The sequence below is a fragment of the Actinomadura rugatobispora genome, from assembly GCF_055379765.1.
The window spans coordinates 2,273,319-2,288,441 of record NZ_AP029191.1; the positions used below are offsets into that span (position 1 = coordinate 2,273,319).

General features: G+C 71.4%; 13 protein-coding genes. All 13 read left to right on the forward strand.

Going from position 1 to position 15,123, the window contains the following annotated elements; genetic code table 11:
- Positions 1–37: 37 nt before the first annotated feature.
- The 13 genes from lhpI (at position 38) to ACZ466_RS09590 (ending at position 14,968) form a co-directional block, all read left to right on the forward strand.
- Positions 38–994 (forward strand): bifunctional Delta(1)-pyrroline-2-carboxylate/Delta(1)-piperideine-2-carboxylate reductase, encoded by a 957-nt coding sequence (gene lhpI / locus ACZ466_RS09530; RefSeq protein ID WP_378285616.1) that lies wholly within the window; start codon positions 38–40, stop codon positions 992–994.
- Between the two features lie 277 nt (positions 995–1,271).
- Positions 1,272–2,879: an SMP-30/gluconolactonase/LRE family protein gene (locus tag ACZ466_RS09535; RefSeq protein ID WP_378285617.1), complete on the forward strand. Its 1,608-nt coding sequence runs from the start codon at positions 1,272–1,274 to the stop codon at positions 2,877–2,879.
- A gap of 8 nt (positions 2,880–2,887) precedes the next feature.
- The gene (locus tag ACZ466_RS09540) at positions 2,888–3,733 is read left to right on the forward strand and encodes an SDR family NAD(P)-dependent oxidoreductase (protein WP_378285618.1); all 846 of its coding nucleotides are present in this window, start codon (positions 2,888–2,890) and stop codon (positions 3,731–3,733) included.
- A gap of 97 nt (positions 3,734–3,830) precedes the next feature.
- Positions 3,831–5,207, forward strand: coding sequence for an aromatic ring-hydroxylating oxygenase subunit alpha (locus ACZ466_RS09545; RefSeq protein ID WP_378285619.1), 1,377 nt, complete (start codon positions 3,831–3,833; stop codon positions 5,205–5,207).
- A gap of 84 nt (positions 5,208–5,291) precedes the next feature.
- Entirely contained in the window at positions 5,292–7,127 is a 1,836-nt protein-coding gene (locus ACZ466_RS09550) for a flavin-containing monooxygenase (RefSeq protein ID WP_378285620.1), read from the forward strand.
- Entirely contained in the window at positions 7,120–8,058 is a 939-nt protein-coding gene (locus ACZ466_RS09555; protein WP_378285621.1) for an SDR family NAD(P)-dependent oxidoreductase, read from the forward strand. Before ACZ466_RS09550 ends, ACZ466_RS09555 begins: the two co-directional genes overlap by 8 nt.
- A complete protein-coding gene (locus ACZ466_RS09560; protein WP_378285622.1) occupies positions 8,048–9,754 on the forward strand; it encodes a thiamine pyrophosphate-binding protein in 1,707 nt (568 codons plus the stop codon). The genes ACZ466_RS09555 and ACZ466_RS09560 overlap by 11 nt, the downstream gene beginning before the upstream one ends.
- A gap of 2 nt (positions 9,755–9,756) precedes the next feature.
- A complete protein-coding gene (locus tag ACZ466_RS09565) occupies positions 9,757–11,193 on the forward strand; it encodes an aldehyde dehydrogenase family protein (protein ID WP_378285623.1) in 1,437 nt (478 codons plus the stop codon).
- Positions 11,190–11,726, forward strand: a complete 537-nt coding sequence (locus ACZ466_RS09570; RefSeq protein WP_378285624.1) for a nuclear transport factor 2 family protein — start codon at positions 11,190–11,192, stop codon at positions 11,724–11,726. Before ACZ466_RS09565 ends, ACZ466_RS09570 begins: the two co-directional genes overlap by 4 nt.
- Positions 11,723–12,616 (forward strand): SDR family NAD(P)-dependent oxidoreductase, encoded by an 894-nt coding sequence (locus ACZ466_RS09575; RefSeq protein ID WP_378285625.1) that lies wholly within the window; start codon positions 11,723–11,725, stop codon positions 12,614–12,616. The genes ACZ466_RS09570 and ACZ466_RS09575 overlap by 4 nt, the downstream gene beginning before the upstream one ends.
- Complete coding sequence (locus ACZ466_RS09580) at positions 12,606–13,181, forward strand: nuclear transport factor 2 family protein (protein ID WP_378285626.1); 576 nt, start codon at positions 12,606–12,608, stop codon at positions 13,179–13,181. Before ACZ466_RS09575 ends, ACZ466_RS09580 begins: the two co-directional genes overlap by 11 nt.
- 219 nt (positions 13,182–13,400) lie before the next feature.
- Positions 13,401–14,228, forward strand: a complete 828-nt coding sequence (locus ACZ466_RS09585; protein ID WP_378285627.1) for a TauD/TfdA dioxygenase family protein — start codon at positions 13,401–13,403, stop codon at positions 14,226–14,228.
- A complete protein-coding gene (locus ACZ466_RS09590; protein WP_378285628.1) occupies positions 14,225–14,968 on the forward strand; it encodes an SDR family NAD(P)-dependent oxidoreductase in 744 nt (247 codons plus the stop codon). Before ACZ466_RS09585 ends, ACZ466_RS09590 begins: the two co-directional genes overlap by 4 nt.
- The last annotated feature ends 155 nt before the right edge of the window (positions 14,969–15,123 follow it).

Consider the following 15,123-nt stretch of genomic DNA (forward strand, 5'->3'; position numbering starts at 1 on the left):
CCGGTTCCGCACGCGGGAACGACCTAGCTTGGACGCCATGCTGAACATCACCGCGGCGGAGACCGCGCGGGCGCTGCCGTTCGAGGTGCTGGTCCCGGCACTGCGCGAGGGCTTCGCGCGGGGCGCGCACACCCCGGCCCGGCACCACCACACCATCGACGAGGCGGCGGACGCGACCCTGCTGCTCATGCCGTCCTGGACCGACGGCGAGTACCTCGGGGTCAAGCTGGTCAACGTCTTCCCCGCCAACAGCGCGGCCGGGCTCCCCGCGCTGTCCTCGGCGTACGTGCTGGCCGACGCCGCCACCGGAAGGCATCTCGCGGTGATCGACGGCAACGAGCTGACCCGCCGCCGGACCGTGGCGACCTCCGCGCTGGCCGCCTCCTACCTCGCCCGCCCTGACAGCCGGACCCTGCTGGTCGTGGGCGCCGGGCACATCGGCGGGCTCGCGGCGGACGCGTTCCGCAGCGTCCTGGACGGCCTGCGGACCGTGCTCGTCCACTCCCGGACGCCCGCGCACGCCGAGCGCCTGGCGGGCCGCCTGCGCGCCGGGGGCGTGGACGCGCGGGCGGTGACCGGCCTGGCGGAGGCCGCGGCGGAGGCCGACGTCATCACGTGCGCCACGCTGGCGGCCGAGCCGATCGTCCGGGGCGCGTGGCTGGCCCCCGGCACCCATCTCGACCTGGTCGGCGGCTTCCGGCCGGGCATGCGCGAGTCGGACGACGAGTGCGTGCGCCGCGGCCTGGTCTACATCGACACCCCGGTCGCGCTGGAGGAGTCCGGGGACCTCACCCGGCCGATCGCGGCCGGGGTCCTGGCGCGGGACGACATCGCCGGCACGCTGCCGCAACTGTGCCGCGGGGAGGTCCCGGGCCGTCCCGACGCGGACCGGATCACGGTGTTCAAGGCCGTCGGCAGCGGGCTCGCCGACCTGGCCGCCGCGGCGGTCGTCCACCGCGCCGCGTCCCGCCGGACGGAGCACGGCGCCCCGTAGCCCGCTTCGCCGCCTTCCCGGGGCGGCCACCCTCGGTCGAATCCTTGCAAGGATTGAATCCTTGCAAGGATTAGTGATACCAAGTTGTCGTGAGCAGCACCGACGCCGCCGGCCCACAGCCGCGCGCGGACCGGAGACCCCGGGACGCGGCGTCCGGCCGGAGGTCGGCGGGCCGCGCGGCGCCCTCCTACGGCCCGCGCACCGCTCCGCCTGCGAAGTCTTCTCATCACGGCGGCACATTCCACCTCAACGACGAAACTGCCGGGAGTCCGTCACCATGTCGCAGCAAGGGACGCGCTATACCAGCGCCGCATCGATCGGTCTCGCCGCGGGCTGGAGCCTGGAACGGCTCTCCCCGCCGAGCCGGCTGTTCGGCGCGAACGGTCTCCGCACCGGGCCGGACGGCCGCATCTACGTGGCGCAGGTGGCCGGCAGCCAGATCAGCGCGCTCGACGTGGACACCGGCGAGCTGGAGACCGTGAGCGCGCAGGGCGGCGACATCGTCGCGCCCGACGACGTGGCCTTCGACGCCGACGGCGACCTCTACGCCACCGAGTACTACGACGGGCGGGTGAGCGTGCGCGGGGCCGACGGGCGCACGCGGGTGCTGCGCGACGACCTGCCCGGCGCCAACGGCATCACCTTCCACCAGGGCCGGCTGTTCATCGACGAGTGCCGGATCGGGGGCCGCCTGCTGGAGCTCGACCTCAACGGCGGCGCGCCCAAGGTGCTGCTGGAGAACCTGCCGATGCCCAACGCCATGGAGGTCGGCCCGGACGGGAAGCTGTACTACCCGGTGCTGGGCAGCAACGACATCTGGCGGATCGACCCCGACGGCGGCGAGCCCGAGCGCGTGGTGGGCGACCTGGGGGTCCCGGACGCGGTGAAGTTCGACTCCGAGGGCTACATCGTCTCCACCCAGGTGGGCACCGGCGAGGTCCTGCGGATCGACCCCCGCAGCGGCGAGCGCACCGTCCTGGCCACCATCGCCCCCGGCCTGGACAACCTGACGTTCGTGGGGAACCGGCTGTTCGTCTCCGGCTTCACCGGGCAGATCACCGAGATCCTCGGCGGCGGCGAGACCCGGGCGGTGCTGCCGGGCGGCCTCACTTGGCCGCTGGACCTCACGGTGGGCGGCGACGGCACCCTCTACATCTCGGACGGCACGCACTTCTACGTCCTCGCGCCGGACGGCGGCCTGGAGATGCTCGGGATGCTGTTCAGCCCCGGCTGGCCCGGCTACATCCGCGGCGTGACCGCCGCCGGCGAGGGCGAGTTCGTCGTCACCACCTCCAACGGGCAGATCGCGCGGTGGCGGCCCGCGAGCGGCGAGCACGACGTCCTGGCCGGTGAGACCGAGCCGTTCGACCAGCTCTACGGCGTGGCGGTCGCGCCCGGCGGCGAGGTCGTGGCCGCCGAGCTCGGCACCGGCCGCGTGGTGTCGGTGCGCGGCGGCGACGTGGCCACCCTGGCCTCCGGCCTGGACCGGCCGATGGGCGTGGCGTTCGGCACGGACGGCACCTGCCTGGTCTCCGAGTCCGGCGCCGGACGCGTCGTCGCGGTCACCGGCTCGGGCGTGGACACGGTCGTGGACGGCCTCGAAACGCCCCAGGGCCTCCTGGTGCGCGGCGGCCGGCTCCTGGTCGTGGACGCGGGCGCCAAGACGCTGGTCGAGGTCGACCTGGGCAGCAAGGCCCGCACCACGATCGCCCGCGACCTGCCGGTGGGCGCCCCGCTCGGGGTGGAGCCCAAGCCCCTGAAGGGACTGCAGCCGTTCTCCGGGCCGCAGGGCCTCTTCGCGGGCATCGCCGCCGGACCGGACGGCACCCTCTACGTCTCCGCCGACGCCGAAGGCAGCGTCCTGGCACTCCGCAAGGAAGGTTGAGCAGGGTCATGACACACGACTTCTTCGGACTGGACGGGCGCATCGTCATCGTCTCCGGCGCGGGCGGCGGCGGCATCGGCACCACGGTGACGCGCATGGTCGCCCAGGCCGGCGCCACCGTGATCGCGGTGAGCCGCTCCAAGGAGAACCTCGACACGCACGTGGGCCCGCTCGCGGCGGAGGGCCTCAAGGTCGTCCCGGTCACGGCGGACGCGTCCACCGACGAGGGCATCGCGACCGTGATGGAGCGGGTCGGGCGGACGCAGGGCGAGCTGCACGGGCTCGTGAACGTGGCCGGCGGCGCCGCGCCCGCGACCTGGATGCCGTCGACGCGGGTGACCCGCGAGGACTGGCGGGCGCTGTTCCACCAGAACGCGGAGACGATGTTCTTCATGAGCCAGGCGGTCGCGGCGGAGCTCAAGTCGCGCGCCCGGCCCGGCTCGATCGTCTCGATCTCCTCGATCAGCGGCATGAACACCGCGCCGTTCCACATCGCCTACGGCACCGCCAAGGCGGCGCTGGTGGCGGCGACCCGGACGATGGCCGTCGAGCTGGCCCTGGACGGCATCCGGGTGAACGCGGTCGCGCCCGGCGTGACCGAGACCCCGTCGTCACGCACCTACGTGGACGAGGACCCCGAGCGCGACCGGACCGCGATCGCCATGGGGCGGCGCGGCCGTCCCGAGGAGCAGGCGGGGGCGATCCTCTTCCTGCTGTCGGACCTGTCCACCTACATCACGGGCCAGACGATCCTGGTGGACGGCGGTCTCAACCTCAAGTGGACCCATCTGGGCTCGGACAACACCTCCCTCTTCCTCAAGGACGAGGGCTTCCGCGCCGCGATCACGCGCTGACGCCCCGGCACCCGCACCCCCACCCGCCCCCGCCTACGCACGCACACGGCGACCGCCCCCGTACCGACGACCTCCCGACGCGGGATGGAGAAATGTCATGAGCGAAACCCTCGAAGACGTCCAGGGAACCGCGACGGCCGAAGCGCTGTCGGAGCCGTTCACGATCGGCGTGGAGGCGTACCTCTCCGAGGACTACGCCCGGGCCGAGCGCGACAGGCTGTGGAGAAAGGTGTGGCAGCAGGTCGGCCGGGTCGAGGAGATCGCCGAGGTCGGCAGCTGGATCACCTACGAGATCCTCGACGACTCGATCATCGTCATGCGCACCGCTCCGAACAAGATCCGCGCGTACTACAACGTGTGCTCGCACCGCGGCCGCCGGCTCGTCGACACCCCGCCGCGCGCCCGCAACGCCCGCGGCCGCGGCCGGCAGTTCGTCTGCGGCTTCCACGGCTGGCGGTACGACATCGAGGGCCGGTGCACCCACGTGCCCGAGCGCGAGGACTGGCAGGGCGTCCTGACCGACGACAAGATCCGGCTGCGCGAGGTCAAGGTCGACACCTGGGGCGGCTGGATCTTCATCAACATGGACCCGGAGTCCGAGCCGCTCCGGGACTACCTGGAGCCGGCGGCCACGCTGCTCGAACCCTTCCAGCTGGAGCGGTTCCGCTACCGGTGGCGCCGCTGGCTGGTCTTCGACTGCAACTGGAAGGTCGCGCTCGAGGCGTTCAACGAGACCTACCACGTGCCCTACACCCACCCGGAGTTCATCCCCTTCGGGAGCTTCCTCGGGTGGTCCAGGGCCCAGGGCCGGCACAGCAACATCGGGTTCGAGGCGCCCAAGGGCCTGGAGGAGAACCAGGGCAAGCTGCGGATCGGCGGCGGCGTCGACGCCCGCGTGTCGACGGCCGAGATGCAGAACTTCATCTGGGAGAACGCGAACACCAACACCACCGAGACGCTCGTGGACGTCGCCAACCGGCTGGTCAAGGAGCTGCCGGAGGGCACGCCGCCCGACCAGGTGGCGAAGTACTGGCTGGAGACGGCCCGGCGCGAGGACGCCGAGCGCGGCGTGGACTGGCCGACCGTCGCCCCCGAGGCCGTCGCCAAGAGCGGCACCGCCTGGCAGATCTTCCCCAACTTCCAGATCGGGCACGGCCAGAACAACATGCTGTGCTACGGCGCCCGCCCCTACGGCTACGACCCCGACAAGTGCATCTTCGAGGCCGCCGTCTACCAGCTCTACCCGGAGGGCCAGGAGCCGGAGACCGAGTGGCTCTACACGCCGCAGGACGACCCGGACTGGCGGACCGTCCTGCCGCAGGACTTCTCCAACATGGCGGCGGTCCAGCAAGGCATGAAGACGCAGGGCTTCTCGGGCACCAAGCCCAACCCCTACCGCGAGCGCTCCACCGTGAACCTGCACCGGAACCTGTCCAAGTACATGGGCACCGGTGCGCCGCGCGACCTCGCCTGACCTCCTGCAGGCCCGTCCAGGCCCGTCGCCCCGGGCCCGGACGGGCCTGCAGGACCTTAGACCGCCCCGATCCGAGGACTTTGCATGCAGAAGTGCGAACCTACACAGCCGCCCGAGGTCGACAAGGAAGCCCTGAGGGCCAAGTACCTGGCCGAGCGCGACAAGCGCCTGCGCCCCGAGGGGCAGAAGCAGTACCTGGAGGCCGAGGACGACTTCGCGGAGTTCTACGAGGGCGATCCGCACCTGCCGGTCGTGCCGCGGCAGCCGATCTCGGACGAGATCGAGGTGGCGATCCTCGGTGGCGGCTTCGCGGGGCTGATCACGGCCCACCGCCTGCACACGGCCGGTGTCGACGACTTCCGGATCATCGAGCTGGGCGGCGACTTCGGCGGCGTCTGGTACTGGAACCGCTATCCCGGCATCCAGATCGACTCCGACAGCTACTGCTACCTCCCGCTGCTCGAAGAGACCGGCTACATGCCGAAGGAGAAGTTCTCCTACGGGGACGAGTGCTACGAGCACGCGCAGCGCATCGGCAAGCACTTCGGCCTCTACGAGAAGGCGATCTTCCACACGCTGATCCGCTCGCTGGAGTGGGACGAGGGGATCCGGCGCTGGCGGATCACCACCAACCGGGGCGACGACATCCGCGCCCGGCACATCGTCATGTGCCAGGGCCCGTACAACCGGCCGAAACTGCCCGGCATCCCCGGCATCAAGGACTTCCAGGGCCACACCTTCCACACCGCGCGCTGGGACTACGAGTACACCGGCGGAGACCTGCACGGCGGACTGGACAAGCTCGCCGACAAGCGGGTCGCCATCATCGGCACCGGCGCGAGCGGCATCGGGGCCATCCCGCACCTGGCCGCGTCCGCCCAGCAGCTCTACGTCTTCCAGCGGACGCCGTCGTACATCCACGTGCGCGGCAACGCGAAGACCGACCCCGAGTGGGTGAAGACGCTGCGGCCCGGCTGGCGCGCGGAGCGGCAGCGCAACTTCCACAACGCGGCGTACGCGTTCTACTCCCCGGGCGAGCCCGACCTCATCTGCGACGCCTGGACCGAGGTCTCCCGCAACGTGGCCGCGCACCTGGACGCCACCAACGGCTGGGCCGAGCTGACGCCCGAGAAGTTCATGGCCCTCAAGGAGGACGAGGACTACCGGGTGATGGAGGCGAACCGCGCCCGGATCGACGAGATCGTCGAGGACGGGAAGACGGCGGAGACGCTGAAGCCCTACTACCGCTTCCTGTGCAAGCGACCCGGGTTCAGCGACAACTACCTGCCCGCCTTCAACCGCCCCAACGTCACCCTCATCGACGTGTCGGAGACCAAGGGCGTCGAGCGCATCACCGAGAAGGGCCTCGTCGCCGGCGGGGTCGAGTACGAGGTCGACTGCATCATCTTCGCCAGCGGCTTCGAGATCACGGGCTCCCTCGACGCCCAGTACAACATCAAGCCGTTCGCGGGCCGCGGGGGCAAGTCCATCTACGAGCACTGGGGCAAGGGGTTCCGCACCCTGCACGGCACCACGGCGCACGGGTTCCCCAACCTGTTCTTCACGGGGTTCATCCAGGGCGGGGTGACCGCGTCCACGACGCTGATGTTCGAGCAGCAGGCCGACCACATCGCCTACATCCTCAAGGAGGCCGTGGGGCGCGGCGCCACGCTGGTGGAGCCCACCGCCGAGGCCGAGGAGGGGTGGATCGCGACCATCAGGGAGAACTCGGTCGACAACAGCAACTTCGTCCGGGAGTGCACGCCCGGGTACTACAACGCCGAGGGCGAGCCCAACGGCCGGTCGTTCCTGGGCGATCCCTTCTGGGGCGGCTTCTACGTCCTGGAGGACCTGCTCCAGGCATGGCGCGACACGGGCGAGCTGAAGGGCCTCGCCCTGGACGGGGCGTCCGATGACTGACCCCGCGACCGACCTCAGGTTCGACGGCCGGGTGGCCGTCATCACCGGCGCCGGCCGGGGGCTCGGGCGCGCCTACGCGCTGCTGCTCGGCTCGAAGGGCGCCAAGGTCGTCGTCAACGACCCGGGCGGCGCCCTGCGCGGCGACGGCGACGACGCCGGGCCCGCCGACGAGGTGGTCCGGGAGATCAAGGCGGCCGGGGGCGAGGCCGTCGCCTGCACCGAGTCGGTGGCGACGCCCGAGGGCGGTCAGGCGATCGTCCAGACCGCGCTCGACCACTACGGGCGGATCGACGTCCTCGTCCACAACGCCGGGAACGTCCGCGCGGGGTCCCTGCGCGAGCTGTCCTACGAGGACTTCGAGGCCGTCGTGGACGTCCACCTGCGCGGCGCCTTCCACGTCGTCCGGCCCGCCTTCCCCCTGATGTGCGAGGCGGGGTACGGCCGCGTCGTCCTGACCTCCTCGATCGGCGGCCTGTACGGCAACCACGGGGTCGCCAACTACGGCGTCGCCAAGGCGGGCGTGATCGGGCTGTCCAACGTCGCCGCCCTGGAGGGCGCCGAGCACGGCGTGAAGTGCAACGTCATCGTCCCGGCCGCCGTGACGCGGATGGCCGAGGGCATCGACATCTCGGCCTACCCGCCCATGGGCCCGGAGCTGGTGGCCCCGGTGGTGGGCTGGCTGGCGCACGAGTCCTGCTCGATCACCGGGGAGATGCTCGTGTCGATCGCGGGACGGGTGGCGCGGGCGTTCGTCGCCGAGTCCCCCGGCGTGTACCGGCCGTCCTGGACGATCGCGGAGGTCGGCGAGCAGCTGGCCGGGATCCGCGACACGAGCGACCCGTGGGTCCTGCCGCCCGTCCCGTCGGCGCACGTCGACCACATCCGCAACAGTTTCGCCATGGCCACGAAGGGAACCGACAATGCCGGTTAAGGTCTACGAGCGCATTCTGCAGCTCTTCGAGGCCGAGGGCATCAACACGATCTTCGGGATCCCCGATCCGAACTTCGTGCACATGTTCCATCTCGCCGAGGAGCGCGGCTGGAACGTGGTGGCGCCCCACCACGAGGCGTCCGCCGGGTTCATGGCGGAGGCGGTCTCGCGCATGACCGGCAAGGCGGCGGTCTGCATCGGCACGCTGGGCCCCGGCATGGCCAACATGGCGCCCGCCGTGCAGTGCGCCCTGGTGGAGAACTCGCCGGTCATCTTCCTGGGCGGGCAGCGGGCCCGGATCACCGAGCAGCGGGTCCGCCGCGGCCGCATCCAGTTCGTCCAGCAGACCCCGCTGGTGGAGGATTCGGTCAAGTACGCCGCCAGCATCGAGTACGCCGAGCAGACCGACGAGATCGTCCGGGAGGCGCTGCGCAAGGCGCTGTCGGGGACGCCCGGCCCGGCCTACATCGAGTACCCCTCGCACGTGATCCTGGAGGAGCTGGACGTCCCGGAGCCGCTGCCGCCCGAGCGGTACCGCCTGGTCGGCCAGACCGCCGGAGCCGACAAGATCGCGGAGGCGGCGGCGGCCATCCGTGCCGCCGAGCAGCCGATCCTGCTGGTCGGGCACGGCGTCCACACCTCCCGCGCGGGCGCTTCGGTCCGGGCGCTGGCCGAGCTGATGGCCTGCCCGGTCATCCAGACCTCCGGCGGCACCTCCTACATCGAGGGCCTGGAGGACCGCACCTTCCAGTACGCCTTCTCCGACGCGGCGACCGACGCGGTGGTGAAGTCCGACCTGTGCCTGGCCATCGGCACCGAGCTGGGCGAGCCTGTCCACTTCGGGCGCAACTTCCACTGGGTGGAGAACGAGGCGAACCGCACCTGGATCCTCGTTGAGCAGGACCCCCAGGCCATCGGCGTGAACCGGCCGATCGACGTGCCGCTGGTGGGCGACCTGCGCGCAATCGTCCCGCAGCTGACCGAGGCGCTCAAGGACACCCCGCGCACCCCGACCCCCGAGTTCGAGGGCTGGATCAGGGAGGACGCGGCGCGGCTGGCGGAGCTGGCCGAGACGGCGCCCTCGGGCGGGTCGCCGGTGCATCCGGCGCGGCTGATCGTCGAGGCGACCAAGGAGTTCCCCGCCAACGGCATCATGATCCGCGACGGCGGCGCCACCACGATCTTCGGCTGGACGTACTCGCAGGCCAAGCCGCACGACGTGATCTGGAACCAGAACTTCGGCCACCTGGGCACGGGCCTGCCCTACGCCGTCGGCGCCGGCGTGGCCGACGGCGGGAACCGGCCCCTGATGCTGATCACCGGTGACTCGTCCTTCCAGTTCCACATCGCCGAGCTGGAGACGGCCGCGCGCCTGAACCTGCCCCTGGTCTGCGTCGTCGGCGTCGACTACGCCTGGGGCCTGGAGGTGGGCGTCTACAAGCGCACCTTCGGCCAGGGGTCGCGGGAGACCGGCGTGCACTGGAGCACGGAGACGCGCCTGGACAAGGTCGCCGAGGGCTTCGGCTGCCACGGCGAGTACGTCGAGCGCGACGAGGACATCGCCCCCGCCGTCAAGCGCGCCTACGCCAGCGGCAAGACCGCCGTCATCCACGTCGCGGTCGACCCGAAGGCCAACTCGGAGGAGATGCCGAGTTACGACAAGTTCCGGACCTGGTACGCGGAAGGACAGCAGTAGGCATGCGCGAATACCTGAAGTTCTACATCGGCGGCCAGTGGACCGACCCGGCGGAGCTCCGGACCCTGGACATCGTCAACCCCGCGACCGAGGAGGTCGCGGGCAAGGTCGCCGTCGGCTCGGCCGCCGACGTCGACCGGGCGGTCGCCGCCGCCCGCGGCGCCTTCGCCGGCTGGTCGGCCAGCAGCAAGCAGGACCGGATCGACCTGCTCCAGAACATCCTGGAGGCGTACCAGAAGCGGTCCGCCGACCTCGCCGCCGCGCTCACCGAGGAGATGGGCGCGCCGGCCTCGCTCGCCGGCGGCTTCCAGGTGCAGCTCGGCGTCGGGCAGCTGTCCACGGCGATCGAGGTGCTCAAGGAGTTCGCGTTCGAGGAGCGGCGCGGCGCCAGCCTCGTCGTCAAGGAGCCGATCGGCGTCTGCGGCCTGATCACGCCGTGGAACTGGCCCATGAACCTGATCGCCGTGAAGGTGTTCCCGGCGCTGGCGACCGGCTGCACGATGGTGCTCAAGCCGTCGGAACGGTCGCCGTTCACCGGGCAGATCTTCGCCGAGATCCTGGACGCGGCGGGCGTGCCCGCCGGGGTGTTCAACCTCGTCCAGGGCGACGGCCCCGGGGTGGGCGTGCCGCTGGCCTCCCACCCGGACGTCGACATGGTCTCCTTCACCGGCTCCACCCGTGCGGGCGTCGAGGTCGCGAAGAACGCCGCGCCCGGTGTCAAGCGGGTCGCGCAGGAGCTGGGCGGCAAGAGCCCGAACATCATCCTGGACGACGACGCGTTCGCCGAGAACGTCGGCAAGGGCGTCGCCAGCATGATGGGCAACTCCGGGCAGACCTGCAGCGCGCCGTCCCGCATGCTGGTGCCCCGCGCCCGCATGGAGGAGGCCGTCGAGGCCGCCCGGAAGGCCGCGTCCGAGGTCACCGTGGGCGACCCCAACGGCGACGTCGTGATCGGCCCGGTGGTCGCCAAGGACCAGTTCGAGCGGGTCCAGGGACTGATCCAGAAGGGCATCGACGAGGGCGCCAGGCTGGTCGCCGGCGGCACCGGCCGCCCGGACGGCCTGGAGAAGGGCTACTACGTCAAGCCGACCGTCTTCGCCGACGTCACCAACGACATGACCATCGCCCGCGAGGAGATCTTCGGGCCGGTCGCCACGATCCTCGGCTACGACGATCTCGACGACGCCATCGAGATCGCCAACGACACCGAGTACGGCCTGGCCGGCTTCGTCGCGGGCGCGGACCTGGAGCAGGCCCGCGCGGTGGCGCGGCGGATCCGGGCGGGCTCGGTCGCGATCAACGACGGGTTCGACTTCCTGGCGCCGTTCGGCGGCTACAAGAAGAGCGGCAACGGGCGGGAGTGGGGCGAGTTCGGCTTCCACGACTACCTGGAGATCAAGGGCGTCCTCGGGTACGCGCCCGACGAAGCCGCCTCGTGAGCGGCCTCACCGAGGAGCTGGCCGGCCTGCTCGACCGCGAGCGGATCCGCGAGTGCGTCGCCCTCCTGGCCCGTGGCGAGGACCGCCGCGACGCCGGCCTGATCAGGGCGGCGTTCTGGCCGGAGGCGACCGTCGACTACGGCCTCTTCCAGGGCGACCTGGACGCGTACCTGGACTGGGTGGTGCCCGGCTCGCCGGCGATACCGGTGACGCAGCACTTCCTGGGGCAGAGCGTGATCAAGCTGCTGGACGGCACCGCGCTGGTGGAGACCCAGGTGCTGTCGTACCACCGGATCGACACGGGCGAGGAGGAGCGCGACGCCGTCATCGGCGGCCGCTACCTCGACCGGGCCGAGAAGCGGGACGGCGGCTGGCGGATCGCGCGGCGCACGATGCTCTACGACTGGCAGCAGGACTTCGGCCTGTCGGCCGACTGGTCGAAGGGCGTGATGGGCGCCCCGTTCAGCGGGGACCACTACACGGGCCGGGCCGTCGGCGACCACAGCACGGCCTTCTTCGGAGGGCGGACGTGACGTCGAGCACGGGTTCGCTGACGGGCAAGGTCGCCGTGGTGACGGGCGCCAGCCGCGGGATCGGCAAGGGGATCGCGCTGGCGCTCGGCGCCGAGGGGGCCACCGTCTACGTCACCGGGCGCACGGTCGCGCCCGGCTCCCACCCCCTGCCCGGCACGGTGGGCGAGACCGCCGAGGAGGTGGGCCGCCGGGGCGGCGAGGGCGTCGCCGTCCAGGTCGACCACGCCGACGACGAGCAGGTCGCGGCGCTGTTCGCCCGGGTGGAGCGGGAGCGGGGACGGCTCGACATCCTGGTCAACAACGCCTTCTCGCTGCCCGAGGACCTCACCGAGCCGCGGCCGTTCTGGGAGAAGCCGCTGTCCAACTGGGAGATGGTGGACGTCGGCGTGCGGTCCAACTTCGTGGCGGCCCACCACGCCGCGAAGCTCATGACCCCGCGCGGGTCCGGCCTGATCGTCGCCGTCTCCGGCTACGTCGGGGTGACCTACACCTACGGCGTGGTCTTCGGGACGTGCAAGTCGGCGGTCGACCGGATGGCACGTGACATGGCGATCGAGCTGGAGCCGTACTCCGTCGCGTCGCTGTCGCTGTGGCAGGGGCTGACCTTCACCGAGCGGGCGAACCGCAACCTCGCCCGCGACCCGTCGATGAAGGAGCAGACGGTCACCAAGCCCGCGGTCGGCTGCAGCCCGGAGTTCCCCGGCCGGGTGATCGCCGCGCTCGCCGCCGACCCGGAGATCATGCGGCGGTCGGGCGGCACGTTCATCACCGCCGAGGTGGCCCGGGACTACGGCATCACCGACATCGACGGCAAGGTCATCCCCTCGCTGCGGGCCGAGCGCGGCTCGCCCCTCTGGGACCCGATCACGAAGGCAGGCCATGGACGCTGACCGCACCGCCCGGCTGGAGCGGATGCTCGACCGGCAGGACATCCTCGACTGCCTCGTCCGCTTCAGCCGCGGAATGGACCGTTTCGACCGGGAGCTGTTCCTGTCGGCCTTCCACCCGGACGCCACCATCGCCGCCGGCGATTTCGTCGGCGGCCCCAAGGAACTGTACGACTGGGCGTCGGCCATGCACGAGCAGGGCCAGGTGGCGACGCAGCACGATCTGCTGAACCACACCTGCGAGATCGGCGGGCACACCGCGCACGCGGAGACCTATTACCTTTTCGTCGGCCGCAACCGCGACGAGTCCAACTGGATCGCCGGGGGCCGCTACATCGACCGGCTGGAATTCCGCGGCGGCGCGTGGCGGATCGCCATGCGCACCAACGCGATCGAATGGTCGGGCGCGCTGCCGACCCTGCCGCTGCCGTTCGCGGACGTGCCGGACGTCCATGGAAACGGCGCGCCCTCACGCGACAAGGACGACCCCTCGTACCGCCGCCCGCTGGTCAACCTGCGCGCGGCCAATAATCCCGCCCTTTCCTCACCGTCAGGAAAGGAAAAGTGAACCGGCCGAAATATTGACATTCCTCCGACCGCCGCATAGATTCCATGATATAACCCGCCAGCAGAACCAGAATTCGCCCGTTCCGAAGAATCCGGGCTGGAATTCCGAGCATTCAAAGTGTCAGGCCCCCTCCGCGAAAACGTCGGCGCGCCGGAAGGCGGCCGCCGTTCGCGCCGCGCCGGAAACGGCCGCGGGGGCCGGTGAGAGGAGGAGCGACCGATGGCCGCGATCGCCCTGGAGAAACTGAGCGAGCATGTCGGAGTGGAGGTCCGGGACGTCGACGTCGACCGGCTGCTGAACGACGACGACCTGCCGGAGGCGTGCCTGGACGCGCTCGAGGAGCACGGCGTGCTGCTGTTCCGCGAGCTGCACGCCGGCGACGAGGCGCAGGTGGCGTTCTGCCGGAGGCTGGGCGACCTGGTCCGGTTCCCGTCGTACCGGATCCCCGAGGTCATGGAGATCAGCTTCGACCCGTCCAACCCCAACGCCGAGTACTTCGCGAGCAACGACTACTGGCACATCGACGGCTCCCTGGACGACATCCCGGCGAAGGCGGGCGTGCTGAGCGCCCACGTGGTCGCCGAGGCGGGCGGCGAGACCGAGTTCGCCAGCACCTACGCGGCCTACGACGCCCTCACCGGCGAGGAGAAGGAGCGCTACGCCGGGATGCGGGCGGTCCACACCTTCGAGGCGGTGCAGCGCAAGTCCTACCCCGACCCGACACCGGAGCAGCGCGCGGAGTGGGCGAGGCGGCCCGCGCGGGAGCATCCGCTGGTGTGGGAGCACCGTTCGGGACGGCACTCCCTGGTGTTCGGCCCGACCATCGAGAAGTTCGTCGGGATGGGCGTCGACGAGAGCCAGGAGCTGCTCGCGGAGATCACGCGGCGCGCCACCACCCCGGACAAGGTGCTCCGGCACAGCTGGACGATCGGTGACCTGGTGATCTGGGACAACCGGGGCCTGGTCCACCGCGCCTGCGAGTTCGACCGGACCAAGCCGCGCCGCATGCACCGCACCACCCTGGCCGGGGACGAGGCGATCAAGTGAGCGCGCGCACGGCCGTCGTCACCGGCGGCGCCTCGGGCATCGGCGGCGCCATCGCCCGCCGGCTGGCGGCCGGCGGCGCCAAGGTGGCGATCTTCGACCGCAACGGCGGCGCGGCCCGCGACGCCGCCGCGGCCATCGAGAAGGACGGCGGCACGGCGGTCGGCCTGGCCGTCGACGTCACCGACCGCGCCGGCATCGACGCCGGGGTGGCGGAGACGCGGACCCGGCTGGGCACGCCGACGATCCTGGTGAACAGCGCCGGGGTGACCATCGACGGCCCGTTCCTCGACCTGTCCGCCGAGACCTGGAACCGGCTGCTGGCCGTCAACCTGACGGGCACGTTCGACTGCTGCCAGTCGGTGCTCCCCGGCATGGTCGAGGAGGGCTGGGGACGCATCGTCAACATCTCCTCGTCGAGCGTCCACAGCGGAAGCGTCGGACTGTCGGGCTACGTGGCGTCCAAGTCGGGCGTGGTCGGGCTGACCAAGGTCCTGGCGCTGGAGTTCGGCAAGCACGGCATCACCGCCAACACGATCCCGCCCGGTTTCATCGACACCCCCATGCTGCGCGAGAGCATGAAGGGCGGCCTGTTCAACCTCGACCAGCAGGTGGCGAAGACCCCGGTCGGAAGGATCGGGCAGCCCGAGGACATCGCCGCCGCCTGCGCGTTCCTCGTGAGCGAGGAGGCCGGCTACATCACCGGCCAGATCATCGGCGTCAACGGCGGACGCAACACCTGACGCGGCCGGGCCGGCCTGACCCGGGCCGGCCCCGACCGCGGGCCGGGCCTGACCGGTCCGCACTTCATCGGCGCCCCGCGCCGCACCTCTTCCCTCTTCGGCCGCCCGCTTCGGTCGGCCTCTCCCCCACCCCCCCGCCCTGGGCGAGTCGGCGC